Annotated in this window: 17 protein-coding genes; all 17 read right to left on the bottom strand. The window is 74.1% G+C overall.

Annotated elements, in window-relative coordinates:
• Positions 1-117: 117 nt before the first annotated feature.
• Positions 118-2,682, bottom strand: coding sequence for a VWA domain-containing protein (locus tag ACIO92_RS20815; protein WP_402282696.1), 2,565 nt, complete (start codon positions 2,680-2,682; stop codon positions 118-120).
• Positions 2,683-2,690: 8 nt separating this feature from the next.
• Positions 2,691-3,137, bottom strand: coding sequence for a Pycsar system effector family protein (locus ACIO92_RS20810; protein WP_366441284.1), 447 nt, complete (start codon positions 3,135-3,137; stop codon positions 2,691-2,693).
• A gap of 254 nt (positions 3,138-3,391) precedes the next feature.
• Positions 3,392-5,035, bottom strand: coding sequence for a hypothetical protein (locus ACIO92_RS20805; protein WP_401239177.1), 1,644 nt, complete (start codon positions 5,033-5,035; stop codon positions 3,392-3,394).
• Positions 5,032-7,536, bottom strand: a complete 2,505-nt coding sequence (locus ACIO92_RS20800) for a hypothetical protein (RefSeq protein WP_402058005.1) — start codon at positions 7,534-7,536, stop codon at positions 5,032-5,034. Before ACIO92_RS20800 ends, ACIO92_RS20805 begins: the two co-directional genes overlap by 4 nt.
• Positions 7,533-8,453 carry a hypothetical protein gene (locus tag ACIO92_RS20795; protein ID WP_366441281.1) on the bottom strand — a complete coding sequence of 307 codons (921 nt, stop codon included), beginning with the start codon at positions 8,451-8,453 and terminating at the stop codon, positions 7,533-7,535. The genes ACIO92_RS20800 and ACIO92_RS20795 overlap by 4 nt, the downstream gene beginning before the upstream one ends.
• Before the next feature lie 92 nt (positions 8,454-8,545).
• Positions 8,546-9,271 (bottom strand): Crp/Fnr family transcriptional regulator, encoded by a 726-nt coding sequence (locus tag ACIO92_RS20790; RefSeq protein WP_366441424.1) that lies wholly within the window; start codon positions 9,269-9,271, stop codon positions 8,546-8,548.
• 405 nt (positions 9,272-9,676) lie between these two features.
• Positions 9,677-12,226: a polynucleotide kinase-phosphatase gene (locus tag ACIO92_RS20785; RefSeq protein ID WP_402282551.1), complete on the bottom strand. Its 2,550-nt coding sequence runs from the start codon at positions 12,224-12,226 to the stop codon at positions 9,677-9,679.
• Positions 12,223-13,692, bottom strand: a complete 1,470-nt coding sequence (locus ACIO92_RS20780; RefSeq protein WP_402282553.1) for a 3' terminal RNA ribose 2'-O-methyltransferase Hen1 — start codon at positions 13,690-13,692, stop codon at positions 12,223-12,225. The genes ACIO92_RS20785 and ACIO92_RS20780 overlap by 4 nt, the downstream gene beginning before the upstream one ends.
• Before the next feature lie 402 nt (positions 13,693-14,094).
• Positions 14,095-15,006, bottom strand: a complete 912-nt coding sequence (gene mmuM, locus ACIO92_RS20775) for a homocysteine S-methyltransferase (protein WP_401239165.1) — start codon at positions 15,004-15,006, stop codon at positions 14,095-14,097.
• A 12-nt stretch (positions 15,007-15,018) separates the two neighbouring features.
• A complete protein-coding gene (locus ACIO92_RS20770) occupies positions 15,019-15,942 on the bottom strand; it encodes an LLM class F420-dependent oxidoreductase (RefSeq protein ID WP_366441277.1) in 924 nt (307 codons plus the stop codon).
• A 574-nt stretch (positions 15,943-16,516) separates the two neighbouring features.
• A complete protein-coding gene (locus ACIO92_RS20765) occupies positions 16,517-17,002 on the bottom strand; it encodes a DUF6099 family protein (protein ID WP_366441276.1) in 486 nt (161 codons plus the stop codon).
• A gap of 127 nt (positions 17,003-17,129) precedes the next feature.
• Positions 17,130-17,555 (bottom strand): nucleotide pyrophosphohydrolase, encoded by a 426-nt coding sequence (locus ACIO92_RS20760; protein WP_402282555.1) that lies wholly within the window; start codon positions 17,553-17,555, stop codon positions 17,130-17,132.
• Between the two features lie 64 nt (positions 17,556-17,619).
• Positions 17,620-18,999 (bottom strand): ATP-binding protein, encoded by a 1,380-nt coding sequence (locus ACIO92_RS20755; RefSeq protein WP_402282557.1) that lies wholly within the window; start codon positions 18,997-18,999, stop codon positions 17,620-17,622.
• Between the two features lie 55 nt (positions 19,000-19,054).
• The gene (locus tag ACIO92_RS20750; RefSeq protein ID WP_366441273.1) at positions 19,055-19,486 is read right to left on the bottom strand and encodes a cell division protein SepF; all 432 of its coding nucleotides are present in this window, start codon (positions 19,484-19,486) and stop codon (positions 19,055-19,057) included.
• Between the two features lie 177 nt (positions 19,487-19,663).
• The gene (locus ACIO92_RS20745) at positions 19,664-20,227 is read right to left on the bottom strand and encodes a DUF1707 domain-containing protein (protein ID WP_401239156.1); all 564 of its coding nucleotides are present in this window, start codon (positions 20,225-20,227) and stop codon (positions 19,664-19,666) included.
• A gap of 48 nt (positions 20,228-20,275) precedes the next feature.
• Positions 20,276-21,502 (bottom strand): PLP-dependent aminotransferase family protein, encoded by a 1,227-nt coding sequence (locus ACIO92_RS20740; RefSeq protein ID WP_402282559.1) that lies wholly within the window; start codon positions 21,500-21,502, stop codon positions 20,276-20,278.
• A 337-nt stretch (positions 21,503-21,839) separates the two neighbouring features.
• The gene (locus ACIO92_RS20735; RefSeq protein WP_366441270.1) at positions 21,840-22,649 is read right to left on the bottom strand and encodes a GntR family transcriptional regulator; all 810 of its coding nucleotides are present in this window, start codon (positions 22,647-22,649) and stop codon (positions 21,840-21,842) included.
• Positions 22,650-22,682: the final 33 nt, after the last annotated feature.

Here is a 22,682-nt window from a genome sequence, read left to right as displayed (position 1 = left end):
GTCCGAAGTCCGTACGCGGCCGGTCCGAAGTCCGTACGTGGTCCGTCTGTGATCGGTCGGGTGCCGGTCCGTGGTCCGCCCGTGGTCGGGTGGTGATCGGTCGGGTGATCGGTCCGTTCAGAAGTTGTTGTCGTAGTCACCGCCCGTGCCGGGGGAGGTGCCCGCGCCCGGGTCGCCGGGTCGGCCCTCGGAGTCCGTACGGCCTCCCGTACGTGCTCCGGGGGCGCCGACGGGCTCGGTGCGCCTGGGCGCGCCGGGCCACCGGGCCCACCGGCCGGTGCGGGACCCGCGGTTCTGGCGCCCGGCGCCGGTACGGCTTCCAGCGCCCGTACGGTCCCCGTCGCCGCGCGGGGCCGTGCGGCCGCTCCGTACGACCAGTTCGTGGTCGCCGATGCCGGTCGGTTCGCCGGACCTGAGCGGGACCTGGCCACCGCCCCTGAGCCGCAGCAGCAGCTCGCCCGCTCCGTTGCGGCGCAGCACATGGGTGGTGGAGGCGGAGCCGCCGGGGACGCGGCGGAGGGTCGGGGGCGACCCGTAGGGCTCGTCCACGGTGAAGGCGAAGGCGCCGCCGGGGCACTGCCCCCGGCGCACGGTCAGCGAGTCCAGCGGCCTTCCCTCCTGGCACAGTTCGAGGGTGACGCCGGTCAGGTCGCGGCGGCGGCGCCGGGCGGCGAGCCGGATCCCGGCGAAGGCGCCCGCGAGGAGGGCGACGGCCGCCCCCGCGGCCACGGCCCGCCACCACCGGTCCCACCAGGTCGGCGGGGCCACCACCCGGACGTTCAGGAAGGTGCTGCGCAGGGCCCGGTCGCCGTCTCCGGTGTCGACGGCGGTGACCTGGCCGCCGAGTTCGCCGAGGGGCGTGCCCGGACCGACGGTGACGGTGAAGGGGACGCGGACGGCCTTGTTCGGCGGGGCGGTGACGGTCGCCGGGGTGACGGCGAGTTCCGCGCCGGGGACCTGCTCCGCCAGGGCGAGGCGCAGGGTGTGCGGCGCGGTGTCGTTGTTGGTGACGTCGAGGGTGCCGTGGACGGTGCCGCCGGGGTGGACGGTGACGGCGTCGGTGACGAGCCCGGCGGTCACGAGGGGTACGCCGTCTGCGGCGCGGGCGTGCAGCGGGCGCCGGTCGGAGACGATGCCGGGGGCGGCCATCCTGGTGAGGAGCTCCAGGTCGCCGGTGGCTCCGGCGGGCAGCGTGAACGTACCGGTGAAGCGCACGTCCCCGGCCCTGGTGTCGGGGGCCCTGCCGTCGTCGGCGAGCCGGAAGGAGACGGGGCTGAAGCCGTCGCCGCTGAGGTCGGCCGTGACGGCGAGCCCGGCGAGCTGGCCCGGGTCGGTGATGACGACTCCGCGCCGGGTCTGCATCCGTACCTCCACCGTGACCTTCTCCCCGGGGCGCGGCGACGCGGGGTCGAGGACGACGGCAGAGCGGAGCCGTCCCTGCCAGATGGCCCGGACGGCGACCTCCCGGTCGCCGTGGCCCTCCGGGGCCTCGATGTGCACCCGCCAGCGGCCGGGCAGCGGGTCGGTGACGCGGAGCGCCTCGACGGGGCCGTTCTGTCCGCTCACCTCGAAGACGGAGCCGTCGAGCTCGCCCCGGGCGGGGACCTTGCGGCCCGCCGGGTCGTAGTAGGTGACCCGTACCTTCGGATCGTGCTTGGCGACGGTCAGGGAGCCGTCGGTGGCGATGGGCGGGATGGTGACGGTCAGGTCGGCGGGGGGCTTGCCGACGGTGCCGTGCGCGATCCGGGCGCAGCGGGCGGCGGCGAAGGTCTCCTGGAGCGCCGTGTCGATCCCGGCGGAGGTGCCCACGACCCGCATCCGAGGGACGGAGCCGGGGATTCCGGAGCAGGCGCCCCGGTAGCCGCCCTCGGCCATGGCGGTGAGGGCGGCGCGGTCGATCTCGCCGCCGAAGCCGAGGGGCCAGATCTGGACGCCCGCGGCACGGGCGCGGGCGAGTTCCTCGGTGAGCCTGCGGGCGCCGTTGGCCTGGCGGCTGTCGCGGTCGGTGCCGTACTCGGGGCTGTCGGCGACGTCGAGCCGCCCGTCGGTGAGCAGGAAGACGACCTTGGGGACGGCGGGCGTCCCGGCGGGGCCGGTGGGCGCCCGGCCCTCGGTGAGGCGGGTGACGGCGTGCCGGACGGCGGCGGGGAAGTCGGTGCCGGGGCCGGTGCGGGCGGGGTCACGGTCGTTCAGGAGCTGGACGCAGCCGCTGAGCTGCTGGCGTCCCGCCGCGTCGACGGCGGTGAGCGGGCAGACCTCGCGGACGGGTGACTGGCCGGGTTTCTCGGAGCTGCCGAAACCGATGACGGTGGCCCGTGAACGTTCCGATATCTCGCCCTGGCCGATGAGCGCCGCCGCCTCCGTCTCGCGCGCGAGGTCCTCGTCGGCGAGGCTGGCCGACTGGTCGACGACGACCGCGAAGTCGATGGGGTCGGGCCCGTCGGCGGGAGCGGAGGGAGCGGAGGGAGCGAGCCGGGCGGCGGGGAGACGCGGGGCGGCCTGGGCGTACGGGACGGCGGCCTGGGCGTGCGGAGCGGCTTGGGCGTACGGGAGCACCGCAGGGGCGGCCGGGCGCGCGGGCGTACCGGGCACGCCCGTGGCGGTGGTCGCCGTGAGCGGTCCGGAGAGGGCGACGAGCGCCCCGGCGAGGAGCAGGACGCTCCCCCTGGTGGTCCACTGCATGTTCACTCTCACCACAGTTCGCTGAAGAGGGCCAGAAGGGCGCCGAGCGCGAGCGCGGAGACGCCCAGGCGCAGCCACCGGTACTTCGCGGCGAGCACGAGGCCGTGCACACCGGCCTGTTCGAGGAGCCAGCCGGTGGCGTCCGTGCCGGTGGCGGCGAGCCGGGCGCGCAGCGCGGGCCCGGTCGGGCCTGCCGTCAGCTCGCGCAGCAGTGTGCGGTCGGCGCCGATCCGGGTGCGCGGCAGCACCACGGAGACGAGCATCACCACACCGGCCGTCCACAGCGCCCCCGCGACCAGCAGGAGCGCGAGTCCCGTCCCGGCGGTGGGCAGCGGGGAGCGCTCCCCCGAGAAGACGACCGCGAGGAAGGCGAGCGCGCCGGAGAGCAGGATCGCGGCCTTGGTGTCGGCCCGGCCGATGTCCTCCCGGACGGTGGAGAGCAGGTGCTCCGCCATGAACCTCAGCTCCTCCTCACGGAGTACGGGGACCGGGTGCGGCCCGGTCCCGGCCGGGGGCTCCCGTACGGGACGGGGGACGGGACCCCGTAGGGGACCAGGTGCCGGACTCCGTACGGGACCGGTGGACTCCCGTACGGGACCGGGGACGGACTCAGGTGGGGGACCGTCCCCGGGACCCCGTACGGGACCGGCCCGGGACCCCCGTACGGGGTCCGGCGGGGGCGTCGGGTCCGGTATCGGGACCGGCGCGGTCATGTCTCGTCCCAGTCGTCGAAGGCGGAACTGGCCCTGCCGGGGCGGGTGGTCCGCCGGGACCGGTCGTAGGGGTCGTCCCGGTCGTAGCGGTCGTTCCGCTCGTCGGAGTCGGTCCGCCCGTAGGGGTCGTCCGGGTCGTACCGGTCGTGGCCCCCGTCGCGGCGGTCCGCGCGGGCTTCGTCCCGGGGGCCGTCGCCGCGCCCGTCACGGGTGTCGTCGTCACGGGACCGCGACCGGTCGCGCCCCCTCCCCCGCTCCCGCTCCCGCTCCCGTTCGGAGCCCGACTCGACGCGGGTCGGCTCGTACACCCGGGGGTCTCGGGGCGCGTCCCCGTGCTCCCCGTGCTCCTCGTCCCAGTCGGGGAAGCTGGGTTCGGGGAGCGAGGGCCCCGGGTCGAGGCGGCGGCGCCCGGTGTCGCCCGGCGGGTTGAGCACCCGGTCGGTGATGCCGCCGAGGACGCTGCCGGTCTGGGTCCGCAGATACATGAGCACCTGGTACATCTGCTCGCCGATGTCGTGCCGTTCGAGGACACCGGTGTCCAGGAGCCGGTTGAAGACGGCCAGGTAGTCCTCCTGGCTCTCGCGCCGCTCCCGCTGGAGCTGGGTGCGGATCTCCCACTGCTTGTCGGGGTTCATCGCCATGTGGTGGGCGATCTGCGCGAGGTCGCCGCGCCGGAAGAGGGCCTCCATCTCGCGGGCGCGGTCGGCGATCAGGGCCCGCTCGGCGGCCTCCCGGCGCCGCTCGGCCTCGGCGACGCGCTCGTCCGCCTCCATGGTGACGCCGACCCGGTCCCGCCGGGAGACCTCCGCCTTGACGGAGGCGTCGAGGTCGATGAAGACGAGGACCCGGGTGCGCAGGCCGATGTCCCGGCCGAAGCTGAGCCGCCCGGCGGCCAGTTCCTCCCGCACGGCTTCGTCGGCGCGCTGCGCCTCGGTGATCCGGAATCTCCTGGAGAGCCTGCGCAGACCGTCGAGGAGTTCGTCGTGGAGCAGTTCGGCGACGTCCTCGACCTGCTCGCGGACGACCAGGTGCGGGTCGGTCACCACCCACTGGACCTTGGCGACGGCTTCGAAGAAGACGCCGTCCCCGGCGGCCGGGAGCTGGAGCCTGAACTCGGTGACGTTCCGCCCCAGCCGCACCTCGAAGACGGTGTAGGGGGTGCCGAACATCGGCTTGTTCACGTCCTCGGTACGGTCCGGCCAGATGATCCGGTGGCCGCCGTTGCGGTAGAGGAGCACGGCGGCGACCCGGCCGCTCCTGCGCCGGTACGGGGGCGCGTACTCCCCGACCAGCGGGCCGCGCGGGCGGCCGGCCGGACCGGAAGCGGAACCGGAGTCGGGACCCCCGCCGGGGCCGTCGTACGGGTCACCGCCCGACCGCCCCCGCGCCTCTCCGTCCCGCTCGCGCTCCCCGTCCCGGGCGTCCGGGTCCCGGTCCGTGTCCTCCGCGTCGTCGCGGGCGCCCCGGCGGGCGCCGTTCTGCCCTTCGTACCGCTGCCGTTCCCGGCCGTCCCCGGCGCGGGCCCGGTCGTCACGGGCACGGTCGCGGCCGTCGCGGTCCGGGTCGTACGCCCGCTCCCCGTCCCGCGGGCGCGCCCGCTCGTCCCGCCGCGGGTTCCTGTCCTGTTCGGGCCCGGTCATCGGTTCGCTCCTTCCGTCACGGCGTCCCACATGCGGCGCGCCGCTTCACGGTCCAGGGGCCGGTCACGGTCCCTGACCAGTTCGTTCAGCAGGCCCCTGAGCCGGTCGCGGTCGCGGCGGTCCACCGCGAGGAGCGGCAGGAAGCCACCGACGTGCCCGAGCGACTCCGGGTCCTTCGCGGCCCGCCGGAGCAGACCGCCGAGCGCCTCCAGGGCAGCTTCCCCGGATCGGGCCGTGGTCAGTGCGTGGCGCAGCAACCAGGCCAGCGGAGGGGCGAGTTCCGGCCGGGTGGCGAGCAGGGCGACGAGCAGCGGGCGGGCCGCGTGTCCGTCGAGTTCGGGCACCTCGCGCAGCCCCCACAGATGGGTGGTGCGGGTGGTGAGCGTCCGGATGACGGAGAGGTGCACGAGGTTGGCCAGATTGAGCCGTCCGTCCTCCAGCCAGTGCCGGAGCCTGCGGAGCACCGGACCGGGTTCGCCGGAGGCGAGCAGCCGGGCCACGCTGAAGGAGGCGGGCACGAGGACCTCGATGTCGGTCGCCTCGCGGGCCCTGACGACCCGGGCCAGCGCGTCGAGGGAGCCGGGGACGCTCCCGGCGGCCAGGACGTAGCCGTGGGCGAGCAGGGCGGTCCTGACGAGGGAGTCCTCGCCCGATCCCGCCCAGTCCTTGAGCACGGCGGCGACGGCGGACCGGACGCGCGGGTCGCGGGCGGACTCGGCGAGGGCGGTGGCTGCGGCCATGTGGGCGACCGGTTCGTCGGTGACGGCCAGCGGCACGACCAGTTCGCGGAAGCCGTGGATCCAGTCCCAGGAGCAGAGCACTCCGGCCGCGATGGACGCCCTCACCCACACCTCGGGGCGGGGGTCGTCGCACAGGGCCCGCAGCCAGCGGGCGACCGGGCCGCGCACGTTGTGGTAGCCGTGCCACACCTCGCCGAGGACGGCCCCGGCGAGTGCCTCGCCCTGGAAGCGGACGGCCCGCACCGGGACCTTGGCCGGTCCGAGGTCCAGTTCTCCGTCCTCCAGGACGGCGCGGGCCTGCACCGGGCGGTGTTCGGCGTGGGTGCCGAACAGGCGCCTTCCCGGGGCGTGTTCGGGGTCGAGGGTGACGGCGAGTTCCCAGGAGAGGAGTTCGGCGGCTTCGGCGGCGAGACTGTAGGCGGAGCCGTCGAAGACGGCGACGGCGATGCGGAACGCCCCGGCGTTCAGCGCGGGCAGCGCCTCCGGGAGCGCCCCGGGCCGGTCGGCCCCGGCGAACCACTCGCGGGCCTGCGACCGCACGAACGACCGGCATTCCACCAGGAGTCGGTCGTCCGACATCTCCCCGCGCCAGTGCCCGGCGAGGTGGTCGGCGAGCCGGGCGGCCTCGCGGGGGCGGAGTTCCTCCAGACCGAGTGCGGCGACGACCTCCCGCCGTCCGGCGTGCGCCCACGCCTCCCCGACGGCCTCGTCGGACTCGGCGCGCAGCCGGTGCCAGAGGTGCCGTCTGAGGACCTCCTCGGCGGGCGGCGGCGCGCAGTACATCCCGTAGCGGCCGCGCAGCAGCCGGTCGGCGAGTTCCCCGTCCTCGACGAGGACGACCCCGTACGCGTCCCGGCCGCGCAGCAGGTCCCCGAAGCGGTCCAGGTGCAGTTCGCTGAGCCGGGGGGCGGGGCGACGGCGGCTCCGGGAGGTGTTCCCCTCGCCCCGGCCGCCGGAGGGTTCGAGCTCGGCGCGCACGTCCTCGGCGAGCAGTTCCAGGAGGTGGCCCCCGCCCTCCTGGAGGGCGTCCTCGGTGATCTCGTCGACGCCGTGGCGCGGGTCGAGCCGGAAGACCCTTCCGCCGGTCAGCTCGTCGAGGAGGGCGAGCGCGGTGGCCTTCCGGCCGCTGCCGGGCTCGCCGCACAGGACGAGCACCCGGTGGTCGCGGAGCCGGTCCCGCATCCGGGGGTACGCGGCGGTCGCGCAGTACACCCGCCCCAGGTGGTCGAGGGTCTCCTGCGGCACGGGGCCCTGGACGAAGTGCGCGGCGCGGTCGGAGCCGTACAGGGCGAAGATCTGGTTGCCCTCGAAGACCGTGCCGTCGCCGTGGATGGTGGTGAGCCGGTCCGCCCCGCCGCCCGCCCAGGTGCGGACGGCCCGGCGGGCGGTGGCGGCGCCGCCGGTGTCGCCCTCGCCCCCGAGGGGCCCCCGGTCGGCGGCGGCGAAGACGCTGGGCTCGCGGGGCGGCTGGTCACCACCCTCGGCCGGGTCCCTACGGGGATCGCCGTCACGGCCCCCGCGCTCGCTCCTCTCTCCCCGGTCGCTCCTGTCGCCACGACCGCCCCTGTCACTCCGGTCGCTCCGGTCTCCCCGGTCGCTTCGACCGCCCCTGTCACTCCGATCGCCGCGGTCACCGCGGTCGGTCCGGTCGCCTCGGTCGGAGCCTCGGTCGGCCCCCCGGTCCTGGGCGTCCCCCCGGTCGCCGTACCCCGGCCCGGAGTCCGGATCGCCGTGCGGCGCGCCCTCGTCCTCGTCGCTCACCGCGCCTCACCCGCCCCCTTGGCCCCGCCCGTCCCCCTGGGCCCGTCCCCGCCCGTGCCGGGCTCGGGGCGCGCGTCCTTCCGGATGCCGGTGAACCCGCCGTGGATGGTGTTGCCGTGGACGTCGAGCAGATCGCCCCCGACCTGGTACGTACGGTTCCCTCCACCGGTCCGGGGCGTTGGGCCGTCCCCCCGCGACGGCCCAACGCCGGTCCGTGACCCCTCCGCCGCCCGCTCCCCCCCGGCGGACGGCGTCGGCGGCGCCCCCTCGTCCCCCCGCGCCCGGTCCCCGTCCGCCCCGAGCAGCGGCGGCGCGGGCAGGCGCGGTACGTGGAACCAGGCGGTCTCGTCGGTCTCCTTGGCGCGGACCCGGGCCGCCCGGTAGTGACCGGGCTCCACGTACCGCCCGCCCTCGGCGACCACGCTCACGTACAGCCAGTCCGAGACGACGACCAGCAGGTCGATCCCGGGGACCTCGTCCATGATCCGCTTGGCCGGGGCGCTGTCGCAGAGCCGGGCGGCGAGGTCCACCGCACGGCCCACGAGCCCGTGCCGGTCCTGGACGACGAGCCCCGCGTTCATCCCGATCCGCAGCCGCAGCGGTGTCCCGCGCCCCTGGTTGTGATCGCGCAGGCTCTCGTACAGGGTGTCGATCCACCGGCCGACCATCAGGGTCGGCGGCACGTCGGGCCGCAGCGCGGCGAGGATGCCGTCCCCCCGGTCCTCCTGGTGGAAGGTGCCGGGCTCGACGCCGACCGAGCCGAACGCCTCGTCGAACGCCTCGTACATCGCCGCCCGCTGGAGCTTCTTCTCCGCCAGGTCCAGTGCCCCGGAGCCGCAGATGTCTCCGAAGACGACGAACCGGTGGATCCCGGCCGGTTCGCCGCCCGCTCGCCCGTTCCGTACCGCAGTGCTCACTCTCGGACTCCCTGTGTGATGCCCCGGTGCCGTTCGTGCCGTGATGCCGCGTGTCCAGACTGACCGCGTTCCGCGGTCGGCGATGTAGCCGTTTACACACCCGGCGGAGATTCGTCCGCCGAACTCCCGCCGGGCCGGGCGCGCCCCTCCGCGAGGAGCACGAGCACCCGCATGTCGAGGACGACGACGGTGCGGTGCGCGGTACGGACCACGCCCTGCTCCCGCAGCAGCCGCAGGGCCTTGGCCACCGCCTCCCGGGTGGCCCCTACGGCGGCGGCCAGATCGTGCTGCGGAAGCGGGAGTTCCAGTACGGTCCCGGTGTCGCCCCGCCGTCCGGCGCGTTCGGCCAGCTCGACGAGCCGGGCCGCGAGACGCTGGAGGACGGTCTCGGAGGCGAGCGAGCGGCGCTCGACGTCGGCGCTGCGCAGCCGGGTGGCGAGCTGCCGCAGGATCAGCGAGGTGGCGTGCGGCCGGGCGGCGAGGAAGCGCCGGAACCGGTCGCCGGAGATCGCCACCGCGTCGACCGTGCCGAGGGCGGTGACGCTGGCGCTGCGCGGGCGCCGGTCCACGGCGGCGAGGTCCCCGACGACCTCGCCCTCGCCCCTGAGGGCGAGGATGAGCCGCGAGCCGCGCTCGGTGCCGACCGAGACGACGGCCCAGCCGGAGAGGAGCGCGAGGACGTAGGCACTGGTGTCGCGTTCGCGGATCATCACCTCCCCGGGCGCGAAGACCCGCCGGGCTCCCTCGGCGAGCAGCGCCCTGCGGTCGACGGGCGGGAGGGCATGGAGGAACGACCGGTCCTGACCGAAGAGACTCACCGCGCTCACCCCCGTACCGTCCTCGGGCCCTCCGGGGAAGACCGCCTGCCGGTGATCGACCGGCGCGTTCGCGCGTACGTTTCCGTCCCATGCGCCTTGTGACGTAACGCTGTTGACGCTGTGTCACGCCACGGGGTGAAGAACGCTAGAGGTACGGGAGAAACGCGTCAACCGGCACGGGGGGCGCAGGGGAGCGCCCCGCCCCACACCCCTGCGCCCCCGCGAGGCAGCCACGCGTCGCCCCCGAAGACCGCGCCCCTCACGGAACGCCACGCGGGAAACGGACGGATCACCGCCCTTCCCCCGTCACCCCCGTCACCCACGCCGCCCCCGGCCCCGCCTTCGGCGCGGGGCGGGGGCGGGGCCGGGGCAGGGCCGAGGTCGGAGGAGGCTTCGCCCGGCCGGTCAGAGCCTCGGGTCCACCGGCTCCGACTCCAGGGCGAGGACCGCGAAGACGGTCTCGTGGACCCGCCAGAGCGGCTCCCCGTCCGCGAGCCGGTCGAGCGCTTCGAGGCCGAGCGCGTACTCACGGAGCGCGAGCGAACGCTTGTGCCCGAGGAAACGCTGCCGCAGCCGCTCCAGGTTCTCCGGCCGCGTGTACTCGGGGCCGTAGACGATCCGCAGGTACTCCCGGCCGCGCACCTTCACGCCCGGCTGCGCGAGCCGCCCCTTCCGGTCGCGGACGAGCGCGGCCAGCGGCTTGACCACCATGCCCTCGCCGCCCGCACCGGTCAGCTCCAGCCACCACTCCGTGCCCGCGCGGACCGAGTCCTCGTCGCCCGTGTCGACGACCAGCCTGCGGGTGACCTGGAGGAGACCGGTCGGGTCGTGCTCCACGAGCCGGTCGAGCCAGGAGAGCTGCTCGTCGTGCGGCACGGCTGCCAGCGAACGCCCGCGCGCCGCGAGCACCTGGAAGGGCGCGAACCGCACACCGTCCAGGTCCTCCGTCGGCCAGCAGTACCCCCGGTACGCCTCCGTGAACGCCGCCGCGTCCACCACCCGCTCCCGCTGCCGCCCGAGCAGCCCGTCCACGCCCTCGACCCCGCGCGCCGCCGCCCGTTCGAGCGCGGAGACCGCTTCGGGCAGGACCGCCCCCGAGGCCGCGCCGACCGCCGCGTACTGCGCGCGCAGCAGCCCCATCGACTTGAGCGACCACGGCATCAGCTCGCCGTCGAGCAGCAGCCAGTCCGTGTCCAGTTCGTCCCACAGCCCGGCGGCGCCGATCGCGGTCCGCAGCCTGCCGAGGACCCGCTCGGTGACCTCCCGGTCGTCGAAGAAGGGCCGTCCGGTACGGGTGTGGAGCGCGCCGGTCACCCCCTCCTCCTCGACGCCGAACCGCTCGCGGGCCGCCGCCGCGTCCCGGCAGACCAGGGCCACGGCCCGGGAGCCCATGTGCTTCTCCTCGCACACGACCCGCTCGACGCCGTCCGCCCGGTACTGGGCGAAGGCCTCGGCGGGGTGCTCCAGATAGCCGTCCTCCTTCGAGGTCGCGGTCGGCGCCATCGTCGGCGGCAGGTGGGCGAGCAGCCGAGGATCGACCGCGAACCGGCTCATCACCTCCAGGGCCGCCGCCGCGTTCTCCTCCCGCACGGCGACGTTCCCGAGGTGCCGGGTCTCCACGGTCCGCCGCCCGTGCACGTCGGCCAGGTCGAGGGGACGCCCCTGGTGCCCGCCGGGCACCCCGGTGGCGAGCGGGCGCGCAGGCTCGTACCAGACCCGTTCGGCCGGTACGTCGACGAGTTCCCGCTCGGGCCAGCGCAGCGCGGTCATCTTCCCGCCGAAGACGACCCCGGTGTCGAGACAGAGGGTGTTGTTGACCCACGAGGTGTCGGGCACGGGCGTGTGCCCGTAGACGACGGCGGCCCGCCCCCGGTACTCCTCCGCCCACGGGTAGCGCACCGGCAGCCCGAACTCGTCGGTCTCGCCCGTGGTGTCCCCGTACAGCGCGTGCGACCGCACCCGCCCGGACGTACGGCCGTGGTACTTCTCCGGCAGCCCGGCGTGACAGACGACGAGGTCCCCGCCGTCGAGGACGTAGTGGCTGACGAGCCCCTCGATGAACCGTCCGACCTCGGCGTGGAACTCCTCGCTCTCCCGCCCCAGCTGCTCGATCGTCTCGGCGAGACCGTGGGTCTCCCGCACCTTGCGGCCCTTCAGCCAGCGGCCGAGCTTGTTCTCGTGGTTCCCGGGGACGCACAGCGCGTCGCCCGAGGCCACCATCCCCATCACCCGGCGCAGCACCCCCGGCGAATCGGGCCCCCGGTCCACGAGGTCGCCGACGAAGACCGCCGTACGCCCCTCGGGGTGACGGCCGTCGGCGTAGCCGAGCCGCACGAGCAGGGTCTCCAGCTCGGAACGGCAGCCGTGCACGTCACCGATCACGTCGAACGGCCCGGTCAGATGACGCAGATCGTTGAAACGGCGCTCCATGACGACCTCGGCCGCCTCGACCTCCTCGACGGAACGCAGCACATGGACCTTCCGGAAGCCCTCCCGCTCCAGACCGCGCAGCGAGCGGCGCAGCTCGCGCCGGTGCCGTCCGATGACGTGCGCGGGCATGTCCGCCCGGTCGGGACGGCCCTCGTTGCGCTCCCGGCACACCGCCTCGGGCAGATCGAGGACGATCGCGACGGGCAGCACGTCGTGCTCCCGGGCCAGCCGCACCAGCTGCCGCCGGGCCTCCTGCTGCACATTGGTCGCGTCGACGACCGTCAGCCGTCCCGCCGCGAGACGCTTGCCCGCGATGTAGTGGAGGACGTCGAAGGCGTCCCCGCTCGCCGACTGGTCGTTCTCGTCGTCGGCGACGAGCCCCCGGCAGAAGTCGGAGGACATGATCTCGGTCGGCTTGAAGTGCCGCCGCGCGAAAGTGGACTTGCCGGAACCGGTGGCCCCGACGAGCACCACCAGGGACAGATCGGGGACGGGGAGCGCCCGGCGCTCGACGGGAACGGTCATGCCTGTCCCTCCTTCACGGGCAGGTCGGCGGTACGGGTGAAGACGGCCATCTGGGTGGGCGGACCGACCTCCGGGTCGTCCGGGCCGACGGGGGTGAACCCGACGCCGTACCCGTACCGCCCGGCGACCGTCTCCGCCCAGCTCCGGAACTCCTCGCGGGTCCACTCGAAACGGTGGTCGCCGTGCCGGACGTGCCCGGCGGGCAGCGACTCCCAGCGCACGTTGTGCTCGACGTTCGGCGTCGTCACCACCACCGTGCGCGGCTTCGCCGCACCGAACACCGCGTACTCCAGCGCAGGCAGCCTCGGCAGGTCCAGGTGCTCGATCACCTCGCTGAGCACGGCCGCGTCATAACCGCCGAGACGCTTGTCGGTGTACGCGAGCGAGCCCTGCACCAACTGGACGCGGGCCGCCTGCCGCTCCCCCATCCGGTCGAGCCGCAGCCGCCGCGCGGCCATGGTGAGCGCACGGACCGACACGTCGACGCCGACGACCTCCGTGAACCGGACGTCCTTGAGCAGCGCCTGCACCAACTGGCCCTGCCCACAGCCGAGATCGAGGACACGGGCCGCCCCCGCCGACGTCAGGGCGGCGAGGATCGCCGCACGCCGCCGCTCGGCCAGCGGCACCGGCCGCTCCTCGGTGTCCTCCGTCTCGTCGACGGCGTTGTCCACGTCGTCCACGTCCAGGCCCTCGGCCTCCGCGAGCCGCACCAGCTCCAGCCGCTCCGTCGCCTCCCGCGCCAGACCCCGGCGCCGGGACAGGTACCGGGCGGTGATCAGCTCCCGCTCGGGGTGCCCGGCGAGCCAGCCGTCACCGGCACGCAGCAGCTTGTCCACCTCGTCGGGCGCGACCCAGTAGTGCTTGGCGTCGTCGAGCACCGGCAGCAGGACGTACAGATGGTTGAGGGCGTCCGCGAGCCGCAGCTCCCCCTCCAGGACCAGCCGCACGTACCGCGAGTCGCCCCACTCGGGGAACCGCCCGTCCAAGGGCAGCGGCTCGGCCTCCACCGTGTCCCAGCCCAACGGCCCGAACAACGCGCGCACCAGCCTGGACCCGCCCCTCGCGGGCAGTACGGGCACCTCCACACGCAGCGGCAACGGCGCCGCCGCCCGCTCCGGCATCGCCCCGCACACCCCGTGCAACGCCGTCTTGAAGACCTTCGCCAACGCCACCGCCAGCAACGAGGACGCCGCATAGGGCCGGTCGTTCACATACTGCGCGAGCGCGGAGTCCGGCGCACCACCCCTGCCCTTGCCCTTCCCCCGGCGCACCAACGCCACGGGGTCCACCTCCAGAAGAAGCGCCGCCGTACACCGCTCGACACCCGCCTCCGGATAGAAGACATGCGCCGTGCCGTGAGAAGTCGAGAACGCCTGCGCCCGCTCAGGATGCTTGTGCAGCAGAAAACCGAGATCGGTCGCAGGACTCTCCGGATTGCCGGTCGTACTGATCGTCAGGAACACCCTGTCGAGTATGTCGACCCCCACCTACGGCAACCAGGCATTTTTCGGGGAGGGAGGCGGAGGGGGAGGGCAAGAGAGAGGAGGGGGAGGGCAAGAGAGAGGAGGGGGAGGAGAGAGAGGAGGGAGGGCAGGGAGGGAGGCGCTTGGCCCGGGACCTCTCGGAGGATCGCCTCGGGGGCTCACCTCGGGGAATCTCGGGGAATCTCGGGGGGCCTGCGACTGAGGACCGAGCTTCTCGGGGGCCTCCCTCTGCGGACCTCCCTCTGGGGGCCTCCCAGAGGGGGGTGCTTCCGCTGCGGGGGTCTTATCCAAGGACGCTGCTTCCAGTGGGGCCCGTTCCAGATGGGGATGGCGGGGGCCCCTCCCCCCATCCCCCCGCCCCCACCCTCCCCTCCCCTCCCCTCAGACCCGATACGTCGACAAAGCCACGTCGACGTCCCTGATCACGTTCGGCCCCACCCGGCAGCAGCCGCCGATCAGGCGGGCGCCCGCCGTGGCCCAGTCGGTGGCGCGGGCCGGGTCGAAGGTGGAGCCGCCGTGCCAGTCACGCGCGGCGGCGTCCCACCGTTCCCCGCTGTTCGGGTAGACCACGCCCGGCAGCCCGGTCACGGCGACGGCGAGTGTCACGGCGTCCCCCGCCCCGGCCGGGTCGCAGCAGTTCACTCCGGCCGCCACGACCTGTTCGTTCCCGGCGGCGACCGCGAAGGCCTCCGCGAGGTCCTGCCCGGCCCGGGTCCGGCCGCCGTCCACCGTGTACGAGAGCCACACGGGCACCCCGCACCCCTCAGCGGCCCTCAGCAGGGCCTCCGCCTCCTCCATGTCCGGCACGGTCTCCAGTGCCAGCACGTCGGGCCCCGCCTCGACGACCGCCTCGATCCGTGGGCGGTGGAACGCCTCCAGTTCCCGTACGGACAACCCGTACCGTCCCCGGTACTCGCTGCCGTCCGCGAGCATCGCGCCGTACGGTCCGACCGACGCGGCGACCCACACCTCCTCACCGGTTCGTTCGCCGGCCACCCGGGCCAGCTCCACGCTCCGGGCGAACAGCCGTGCCGCTTCCTTCCTGTCCGTGCCCCGCTCGGCGAAGCCTTCGAAGCTCGCCTGGTAGCCGGAGCTGATCAGCACCCGTGCTCCGGCCCGTACGTACGCCGTGTGGGCCGCCTCGATCTGCTCGGGACCGTCCGAGAGGAGCCGGGCGGACCAGAGGGCGTCCGAGAGGTCGCATCCCTGCGCCTCCAGTTGGTTGGAGAGTCCGCCGTCGAGGACGAGGACGCCCGTCCTGAGGGCCTCGGCCAGCGTGCGGGCCGGTTTCATCGCTTGTCCCGCTCATCCCAGCTGCGACTGGACCTGGGAGGAGATCAGCTCCAGGTGGTCCAGGTCGTCCAGGTCGAGGACCTGGAGGTAGACCCGGGAGGAACCGACGGCCGCGTACCGGCCCAGTTTGTCGACGACCTCGGCCGGTGAGCCCGCGAGCCCGTTGGCCTTCAGTTCGGCCACGTCCCGCCCGATGGCTTCAGCGCGCCGGGCCACTTCGGCGTCGTCCTTCCCGACGCAGACGACCAGCGCGTTGGAGTACACGAGGTCGCCGGGTGCCCGCCCGGCGGTCTCGACGGCGGCCCGGACCCGGCCGAACTGCCGCTCGGTGTCCTCCAGGGAGGCGAACGGGATGTTGAACTCGTCCGCGTACCGCGCGGCCAGGCGCGGTGTGCGGCTCGCTCCGTGTCCGCCGATGAGGACCGGGACGCGGTCCTGCGCGGGCTTGGGCAGTGCGGGCGATTCGGTGAGCTGGTAGTACGTGCCGTCGTAGCTGAAGGTCTCGCCGACCTCGGTCTCCCACAGACCGGTGACGATCGCCAGTTGCTCCTCCAGCCGGGCGAACTTCTCCTTCGGGAACGGAATGCCGTAGGCCTTGTGCTCCTCCTCGAACCAGCCCGCGCCGAGTCCCAGTTCGACCCGGCCGCCGGACATCCGGTCCACTTGGGCGACCTGGATGGCGAGGACGCCGGGCAGCCGGAACGTACCGGCCGTCATCAGTGTGCCGAGCCTGATCCGCCGGGTCTCCCGGGCGAGCCCGGCCAGGGTGATCCAGGCGTCCGTCGGTCCGGGAAGCCCGTCGGCGGAACCCATCCGGAGATAGTGGTCCGACCGGAAGAAGGCGTCGAATCCGAGTTCCTCGGTGGCGCGGGCCACGGCGAGGAGTGTGTCGTAGTCGGCCCCCTGCTGGGGCTCCGTGAAGATGCGAAGGTCCATGCCTCCATCCTGCACCGCCCGGTGCGTGTCAACTCTCCATCAGCCCGCCGGGGTCCCGGCCCGGTCGGGTGAACATCGCGCCCCCCCTGGTGGGCCCCGTCCGCCCAGGCCGGTGGCCGTGGTCCGGCACCCGTCGTCGACTCGGGCGGAGCCGGACCGCCCGGCCCGCGTGCCGGTGGCCGATGCCGGTGCGCCGCTCCCTTCCGTGCCCCTCCCTCCGCGGGGTCCGGGCCGAGGAGTCCGCCGTGGCCCGGGAAGCCGCTTCTGAGTGGGCCGTGCCCGAGGTGTCGCGGTCCGTGCCCGAGCAGAAGGGCTCCGGCGCCCCCAAGGGCCCGCTCCAGCAGATGGAGGAGCTGATGGCGGTGCTCTCCGTCGACCTCACCCGGTTGGACGCCGACCGCCAGTCCGCCGCCGACCGCCAGGAGGCGGAACACGGCATGGCGGAACTTCGCGCGGAGGAGAGCGGTCCGCGGGAGGGTGCCCGTCACAGCACGCCGGTCCGGCACGCGGCGGACCGCTACGAGCCCGGCCGGCAGGGGCACCACCGCTTCCAGCGCGTCCGCCGCCGCTCCCCTCATGACGGGCCCCGCCCGGGGCCCGCCCGGCCGCGCGCCGGGTCGGGAGGGCGGGCCCGCTCCCCGTCGCGCACCGCGAGGCGGTGCAGCATTCCCCGTACCCGGTCGCTCGACTCGTCCGCCGCGTCGATGGCCTCGATGCACGCCCAGTAGAGCCCTTCCTCGTCGGTGGCGCATGCCACCCCGACGAGGGCGATCCCCACTTCTCCGAGCAGGGCCCCCAGCGCGGTCAACGCCCCCTGAGGGTCGGCCACTTCCGTCAGCCGGGCCGCCCTCGGGCCGCCGGGCCCCCAGGCGGGGGAGTCGCCGGTCTCGCTCAGTCCCCGCGCCTCGCCGCGCAGTTCCTGCGGTCCGCAGAGCGCGAGCCGGTTCCCTATGGCCTGGGCGAGGGCCTGGGCCTGCCAGGCTTCCGCCACGATGTCCTGCGCCGTACCGCTCTCCGCCAACGCCTGTCGGCCGAGCCCGATGAGCCGTTCCGCCTCCATCAACACCGCCCCCGTTCGAACGACTTATCCACTCATTCATTCCATTACCCAGAGTGAGGCAACCTGAGCCCCAACAGCAGGGGAATTCGGAAATCTGTGGACAGGCGGCCCGACGGGGACAAGTCGATCACTCCGAAGAGTGACGATCTCCGTTCGGAGTCGCCTCGGGGGCCTCTTCCGTGACGGCTCCCGCAGTCGTCCCCGGGGTCTTCTCCTTCCCTTCGCCGCTCTTCCGCGCGGGGAAGCGGACTTCGTTCCGCTCGATCTTGGCCGCGAGCGCCTCCAGCGGATCGACCCCGAGCACCGCGCAGAACTGGAGGAGGTAGGCGAGTACGTCCGCCACCTCGTCCGCCACCCGGTGCGCGGACTCGGGTTCCTCCATCACCCGTTCGGCCTGTTCGGGCGTCAACCACTGGAAGATCTGCAGGAGTTCGGACGCCTCCACGCTGAGGGCCGCCGCCAGGTTCTTGGGGGTGTGGAAGGGCTGCCAGTCGCGGGCGGCCGCGAATGCGGCCAGCCTGCGCTGCAGTCCCGCTACGTCGTTGTCCGTCATCCGCCCAGGTCTACCACCCTTCTCCTCCCCCACTGGTCACGGGCCTGGCGGACCGGGGCGCCCCTCATGGCTCCAGGTCCACGACGGTCACCCCCGGCAGCGGGCGGGCCGTCGCCCCCGTCCGCGAGCCGACCGTGCCCGCGAGCCGGATGTGTCCGTCGGCTGCGATGTCCACGGCCAGTCCGAGCAGTCCGCGCGCCTGCCGCTCGTCGAGCCCCCGGTCGAGGCCGTCCGCGAGCAGTGTCAGGGACTGCATGGCGTCGGGCACCTCGGCGATCCGGTCCATCGCGAGGACCCCGGGTCCGGTGAGCAGTGTCAGCGCGAGTGCCAGGTAGCGCAGTTCGCCGTCGCCGAGGCGGCTGAGCGGGGTGGCGGCACGGCCGCCCCGTTCGAGGACCGCGCGGACGGTGCCCTCGGGCAGTTCCTGGACGCCGACTCCCGTGACGGCGCCGACGCAGCCCGCCCCCGCCACGGCGGCGAAGCGCTGGTGGCGGCGCGGACAGTCGTTGTGGGTGCGGTGCAGGACCTCGGCGAGGTTGTCGCAGCCGCGCCGCAGGCGTCCCTCGCCCATGGGTACGGGTGCCCGCATCCCCTCCGGCCGGGGGTCGCAGGAGAAGGCCGACCGGAGTCCGATGACGACCTGTTCGGCGGCGGCGAGGACTTCCAGTTGTCCCTTGGTCTTGCCCGCGACCCGCAGCGGCAGCAGGGCCGTACCGAGGAGGTCGTCGGGGAGCGGGGCGCGGGTGACGGGGGTGGTGCCCGCGGTGTGCCATTCGGCCTGGACGCTGGAGCGGCCGGGGTCGCGCAGCGCGGTGGAGAGCAGGGTGCGGCCGCGGCCGGTGAGCCGTTCGCCGACGATGCGGAGCGCGGGTTCGGCCTGGACCGCGAGATCGAGGTGGACGGGGCCCGCGGGACCGTCGACGGTGCATCCGATCCGGAAGCCGCGCCTGCCCTGGGCGTCGGGCCTGGCCCACTCGGGGACGAGGTCGGCGGCGTCGGGGAAGACCTCTTCGAGCGGGTCGCCCGCGCCGAGCCGGGCGAGCGCCTCGTACGCCCTCAGGGTGGTGGACTTGCCGCTGCCGCTGGGTCCGGCGAAGAGCGTGACGGGTCCCAGGGGGAGGACGGCGGAGCGGTGGCCGGCGAACGCGGACAGGCGCAGCTCGGTGACGGCGGGCCGGGTGTGGAGCCGCCCGCCGCTCCCGCCCCGCCGTCCGGGTGGGACGGAGGCGGCGGCCGGAGCGGCGGGGGCCGGGACTCGTGGAGCCGGACCGGCCTGGGCCTGGACCGGCGCGTCGACGACCGGGGCGGTGGCGGCCGATGCCGGAGGGGCGGGGGCCGTGGCCGGGGCGGTGACGGCCGTGTTCTGGGCGGGGGCGGCCGGGGCAGGGCCGGGGAAAGGGGCGTCTGGCGTGCGGGCGAGCGCGGGGCCGCCGGTGAGATCCATGCCCGGACCGTACGCAGTCCATTCCCTGACGAACCGTTACGTCTAGATGACCTTCCTACGTTCGGGGGACTCCGGCGGTTCCGCCGCTCATGACGTCCTCCTCGTCCTCGCCCTCGGCGCCCTCGACCTCGGTGCCGGCGGGGGCGAGGAGGAAGACGTTCCGGTCGACGCGGTGCATTCCGCTGCCGAGCCCGAAGACGACGCCGCTGCTGAAGTCGAGGATGCGCTTGGCGACCTCGGTGTCGGCGCTGGTGAGATCGAGGAGCACCGGGATCTGCGCGGTGAGGTACTCGGCGACCTCGCGGGCGTCGGCGAACACCTGCACCCGGAGCACGACCATGCGGCGCTGTTCGGCGGATTCGTACTGCTCGGGCATCGTGCGGTGGTCGACCCTGGACGGCCATTCGTCGCGACCGCGCAGGGGCACGACCTGGGCGAGGCCCTCCCACTGCTCGTCGGTGACGTCGTACCTCTCGTACCTACTCATGGGCCCATCCTCCCGCTCCTCACCCGTTCGGCCCAACAACGACACGAGGTGATGGCGGGGGAGGACATCGTGGCGGGCGCGGAGGGGCGGTCGGCCGGGGTGCCGGCCTCTGCTCGCCCGTACGTGCGGAGGGCGGGTGGAGCCGCGTCCGGAATGCGGTGTTCCCCCGCTGGGCCGTCACTTCTCGGTGCGGGTCACCACCGCGCCGAAGAGGGCAAGTCCCTTGATGACGAGGCGTGGAGCTCCCGGGGTGCCGGTCTTCCTGGCGGCGCGCCTGTCGAAGAAGCCGAACAGCCCGAGTCCGCGCACCTCGACGTCGATGTCCTCGGGGACCACGATCCTGGTGCCGCCCCAGAGGGCGACGGCGAGGATCTCGGTGTCCTGATGGCTGAAGCGTGCCTCCGTCAGGTCCAGTCTGCCGCCGCCCCACATGGACCAGAGGGTCATCCTGGGCGGTACGACCCACGCTCCCTTGCGCTGGAAGCCGCCGAAGATCCCGGCGAGGAAGCTCCGCGAGGCCGGGGCTCGGTCGACCACGAGGGAGTCGCGGGGCCCTGGTGCGGGCAGGCCGCGGCAGGCGGTCTCCAGGTCTGCCCGGGTGCGGGAGGCGTGCACCTCGTCGAGCCGGGGGGAGAGTTCGGCCAGGGTGAGCCTGCCGCTCTCCACGGCGGCCCGCAGCCGTTCCTCCGCCTGGGAGCGTTCCTGGTCGGAGGCGAGGATGTCCAGGTCGTACCGGGTCATGATGTTCGCTCCTCCACGGGCCTCGCGTCGACGGGTGCGGTGGACTTCCTACGTGAAGCTCTTCGCCAGCCTCCGGAGGCCTTCCCTGATCTCGTCCGCGGAGTGCGTGGTGAACGAGAGGCGCATCGCGCCCGGGTCCGGCTCGCCGCAGAAGAACGGCGCGCCCGGCACGTACGCCACCTCGTGGCCGATCGCGGTCGTGAGCAGCGCCGTCGCGTCGTGCCCTTCGGGCAGGGTCGCCCAGATGAACATGCCGCCCTCCGGTCTGTTCCACCGGCTGCCCTCGGGCAGGGCTCCCGGCAGTCCGTCGAGCATCGCGTCCCGGCGCTCCCGGTAGGCGGCCCGGATCACTTCGACGTGCGCGTCGAGGTCGCTGTCCCTCAGGTAGCGCGCGGCTGCCGCCTGGTCGACGGTGGAGGTGTGCAGGTCGGCGGCCTGCTTGGCGATCACGCAGGCGCGCCGCAGTCCGGCGGGCGCGCGCAGGTAGCCGAGCCGCAGGCCCGGTGCCATCACCTTGGAGAAGGAGCCGAGCAGGACGGTGCGGTCGGCTGCGGCGGGGTCGGCGGCGACGAAGGGGACGGGCGCGCTCTCGTAGCGCAGTTCGCCGTACGGGTCGTCCTCGACGATCCAGAAGCCGTGCCGTGCGGCGGCCTCGGCGACGGCGTGGCGGCGCTCGGCGGGCAGGGTGCGGCCGGTCGGGTTCTGGAAGGTGGGGACGAGGTAGAGGAGCGTGGGCTTCTCGCGGGCGGCGATCTCCTCCAGGGCTGCCGGGACGATGCCCTGGTCGTCGGTGGGCACGGGGACGACCCGGGCACCGGCGAAGCCGAAGGTCTGCAGGGCGGCGAGGTAGCAGGGGTCTTCGACGAGGACGATCGATCCGGGTTCGACGAGCGCGGTGGTGAGGAGGGTGAGGGCCTGCTGCGAGCCGGTGGTGACGAGCAGGTCGTCGGGCCCGGTGGGCAGTTTGCGGGCGGTGAGCCGGTCGGCGACGGTCGCGCGCAGTTCCGGGTCGCCCTCGGTCGTGGAGTACTGGAGCGCGTACTCCGGGTTGTCCGTCAGGACCCGGTCGTACGCGGCCCGGATGCCCTCGACGTCGAACAGTTCCGGCGCCGGGAGGCCGCCCGCGAAGGAGATCACCTCGGGCCGCGCGGTGAGTGCCAGGATCTCCCGTACCGGCGACGAGCCGACGGCGGCCAGCCGGGCGGCGGTGGCCGGGACGGGCGCGACGGGGAAGGGGAGGTCGGCGTTCGCGGGCGCGGAGGCGGCAGAAAGCATGGTGTCAGCATATAGAGCTTCAAGATGCTGTCCAGATGGTGGGATTCCCGCCCGACCCGGGCGAGTTGGGGATTCCGGAGCGTGCGGGAGGGGGCGGGTTCCCCGGGTGTTCCGGGGCCCTCAGGGGGTGTCCCTGGGGTGGTCTCCGGGGCGTCTCGGGGTGGCCTCCGGGTGGTCTCCGGGTGGTCTCCGGGATCCTGGAATCCGGGTCGCTTCCGGGGTTCGTGTCCGGGGCGCTTCCGGGGCGCTCTCAGGGTCCCGAGAGGTTTCCGGGGCCCGGTGTCGTTGCGGAGTCCGGGATGTCTCAGGGTTCCCGGGGCGTTTCCCCGCCGCTCCGTCAGCCGTGGCGCCCGGCCGGTTCGAGGCCCCGGGTGGCGGCCCGACCGGGTTCGCTCGCGGCGGCACGACCCGGTGTCTCCGCGAGGGCATGATCCGGTTCACGGACGACGGCCCGGCCCGGTTCGCGCGCGGTGGCCGGTTCGTCGCGGGCGACGGCCCACAGGGAACGGACGTGGCCGAGGTGACGCATCATGCACGCCTGGGCGCCCGCCGCGTCCCCGGCGATCATCAGGTCGAGGAGTTCGAGGTGTTCTTCGGCGGAGGAGACGAGCCTGCCCGCCTCGTCGAGCCCGTTCAGACCGTAGAGACGGGAGCGTTTGCGCAGTTCGCCCACGGTCTCGACCAGGCGGCTGTTGCCGGAGAGGGCGAGGACCGCCAGATGGAAGCGGCGGTCCGCCTCCAGGTAGCCGATGAGGTCGTGCTGCCGGGCGCGGGCGACGATCTCCTCGGCGACCGGCCGCAGCGCCTCCAGCCGCTCCCGGTCCGCCGTCCGCGTGACGCGTCCGACGGTGGGGACCTCGATGAGGGTGCGCAGTTCGGTGTACTGGTCGAGGTCCCGTTCGCTGACCTCGGTGATGCGGAAACCCTTGTTGCGGACGGGTTCGACGAGCCCTTCCCGCGCCAGGTCGAGCATGGCCTCGCGGACCGGGGTGGCCGAGACGCCGAGGTCTCCCGCGAGTCCGGGTGCGGAGTAGATCTGGCCGGGGCGCAGTTCGCCCGCGATGAGTGCGGCACGGAGGGCGTGGCCGACCTGGTCGCGGAGCCGCTCCTGCGCCCTGACCAGGCCGTACTGTCTCAGGTCACCCATCGTGCGCCCTCCGGGAAGTTACCGAGGTCGCAT

It is taken from the genome of Streptomyces sp. NPDC087215 (assembly GCF_044744885.1).
In the GTDB taxonomy this organism is placed as follows: Bacteria; Actinomycetota; Actinomycetes; order Streptomycetales; family Streptomycetaceae; genus Streptomyces.
This window is presented reverse-complemented; position numbering and strand designations above follow the sequence as displayed.

Coding starts and splice junctions, on each gene's coding strand:
- ACIO92_RS20815 (WP_402282696.1), bottom strand. CDS start 2,682: ATGCAGTGGACCACCAGGGGGAGCGTCCTGCTCCTCGCCGGGGCGCTC.
- ACIO92_RS20810 (WP_366441284.1), bottom strand. CDS start 3,137: ATGGCGGAGCACCTGCTCTCCACCGTCCGGGAGGACATCGGCCGGGCC.
- ACIO92_RS20805 (WP_401239177.1), bottom strand. CDS start 5,035: ATGACCGGGCCCGAACAGGACAGGAACCCGCGGCGGGACGAGCGGGCG.
- ACIO92_RS20785 (WP_402282551.1), bottom strand. CDS start 12,226: ATGACCGTTCCCGTCGAGCGCCGGGCGCTCCCCGTCCCCGATCTGTCC.
- mmuM (WP_401239165.1), bottom strand. CDS start 15,006: ATGAAACCGGCCCGCACGCTGGCCGAGGCCCTCAGGACGGGCGTCCTC.
- ACIO92_RS20770 (WP_366441277.1), bottom strand. CDS start 15,942: ATGGACCTTCGCATCTTCACGGAGCCCCAGCAGGGGGCCGACTACGAC.
- ACIO92_RS20765 (WP_366441276.1), bottom strand. CDS start 17,002: ATGGAGGCGGAACGGCTCATCGGGCTCGGCCGACAGGCGTTGGCGGAG.
- ACIO92_RS20760 (WP_402282555.1), bottom strand. CDS start 17,555: ATGACGGACAACGACGTAGCGGGACTGCAGCGCAGGCTGGCCGCATTC.
- ACIO92_RS20755 (WP_402282557.1), bottom strand. CDS start 18,999: ATGGATCTCACCGGCGGCCCCGCGCTCGCCCGCACGCCAGACGCCCCT.
- ACIO92_RS20750 (WP_366441273.1), bottom strand. CDS start 19,486: ATGAGTAGGTACGAGAGGTACGACGTCACCGACGAGCAGTGGGAGGGC.
- ACIO92_RS20745 (WP_401239156.1), bottom strand. CDS start 20,227: ATGACCCGGTACGACCTGGACATCCTCGCCTCCGACCAGGAACGCTCC.
- ACIO92_RS20740 (WP_402282559.1), bottom strand. CDS start 21,502: ATGCTTTCTGCCGCCTCCGCGCCCGCGAACGCCGACCTCCCCTTCCCC.
- ACIO92_RS20735 (WP_366441270.1), bottom strand. CDS start 22,649: ATGGGTGACCTGAGACAGTACGGCCTGGTCAGGGCGCAGGAGCGGCTC.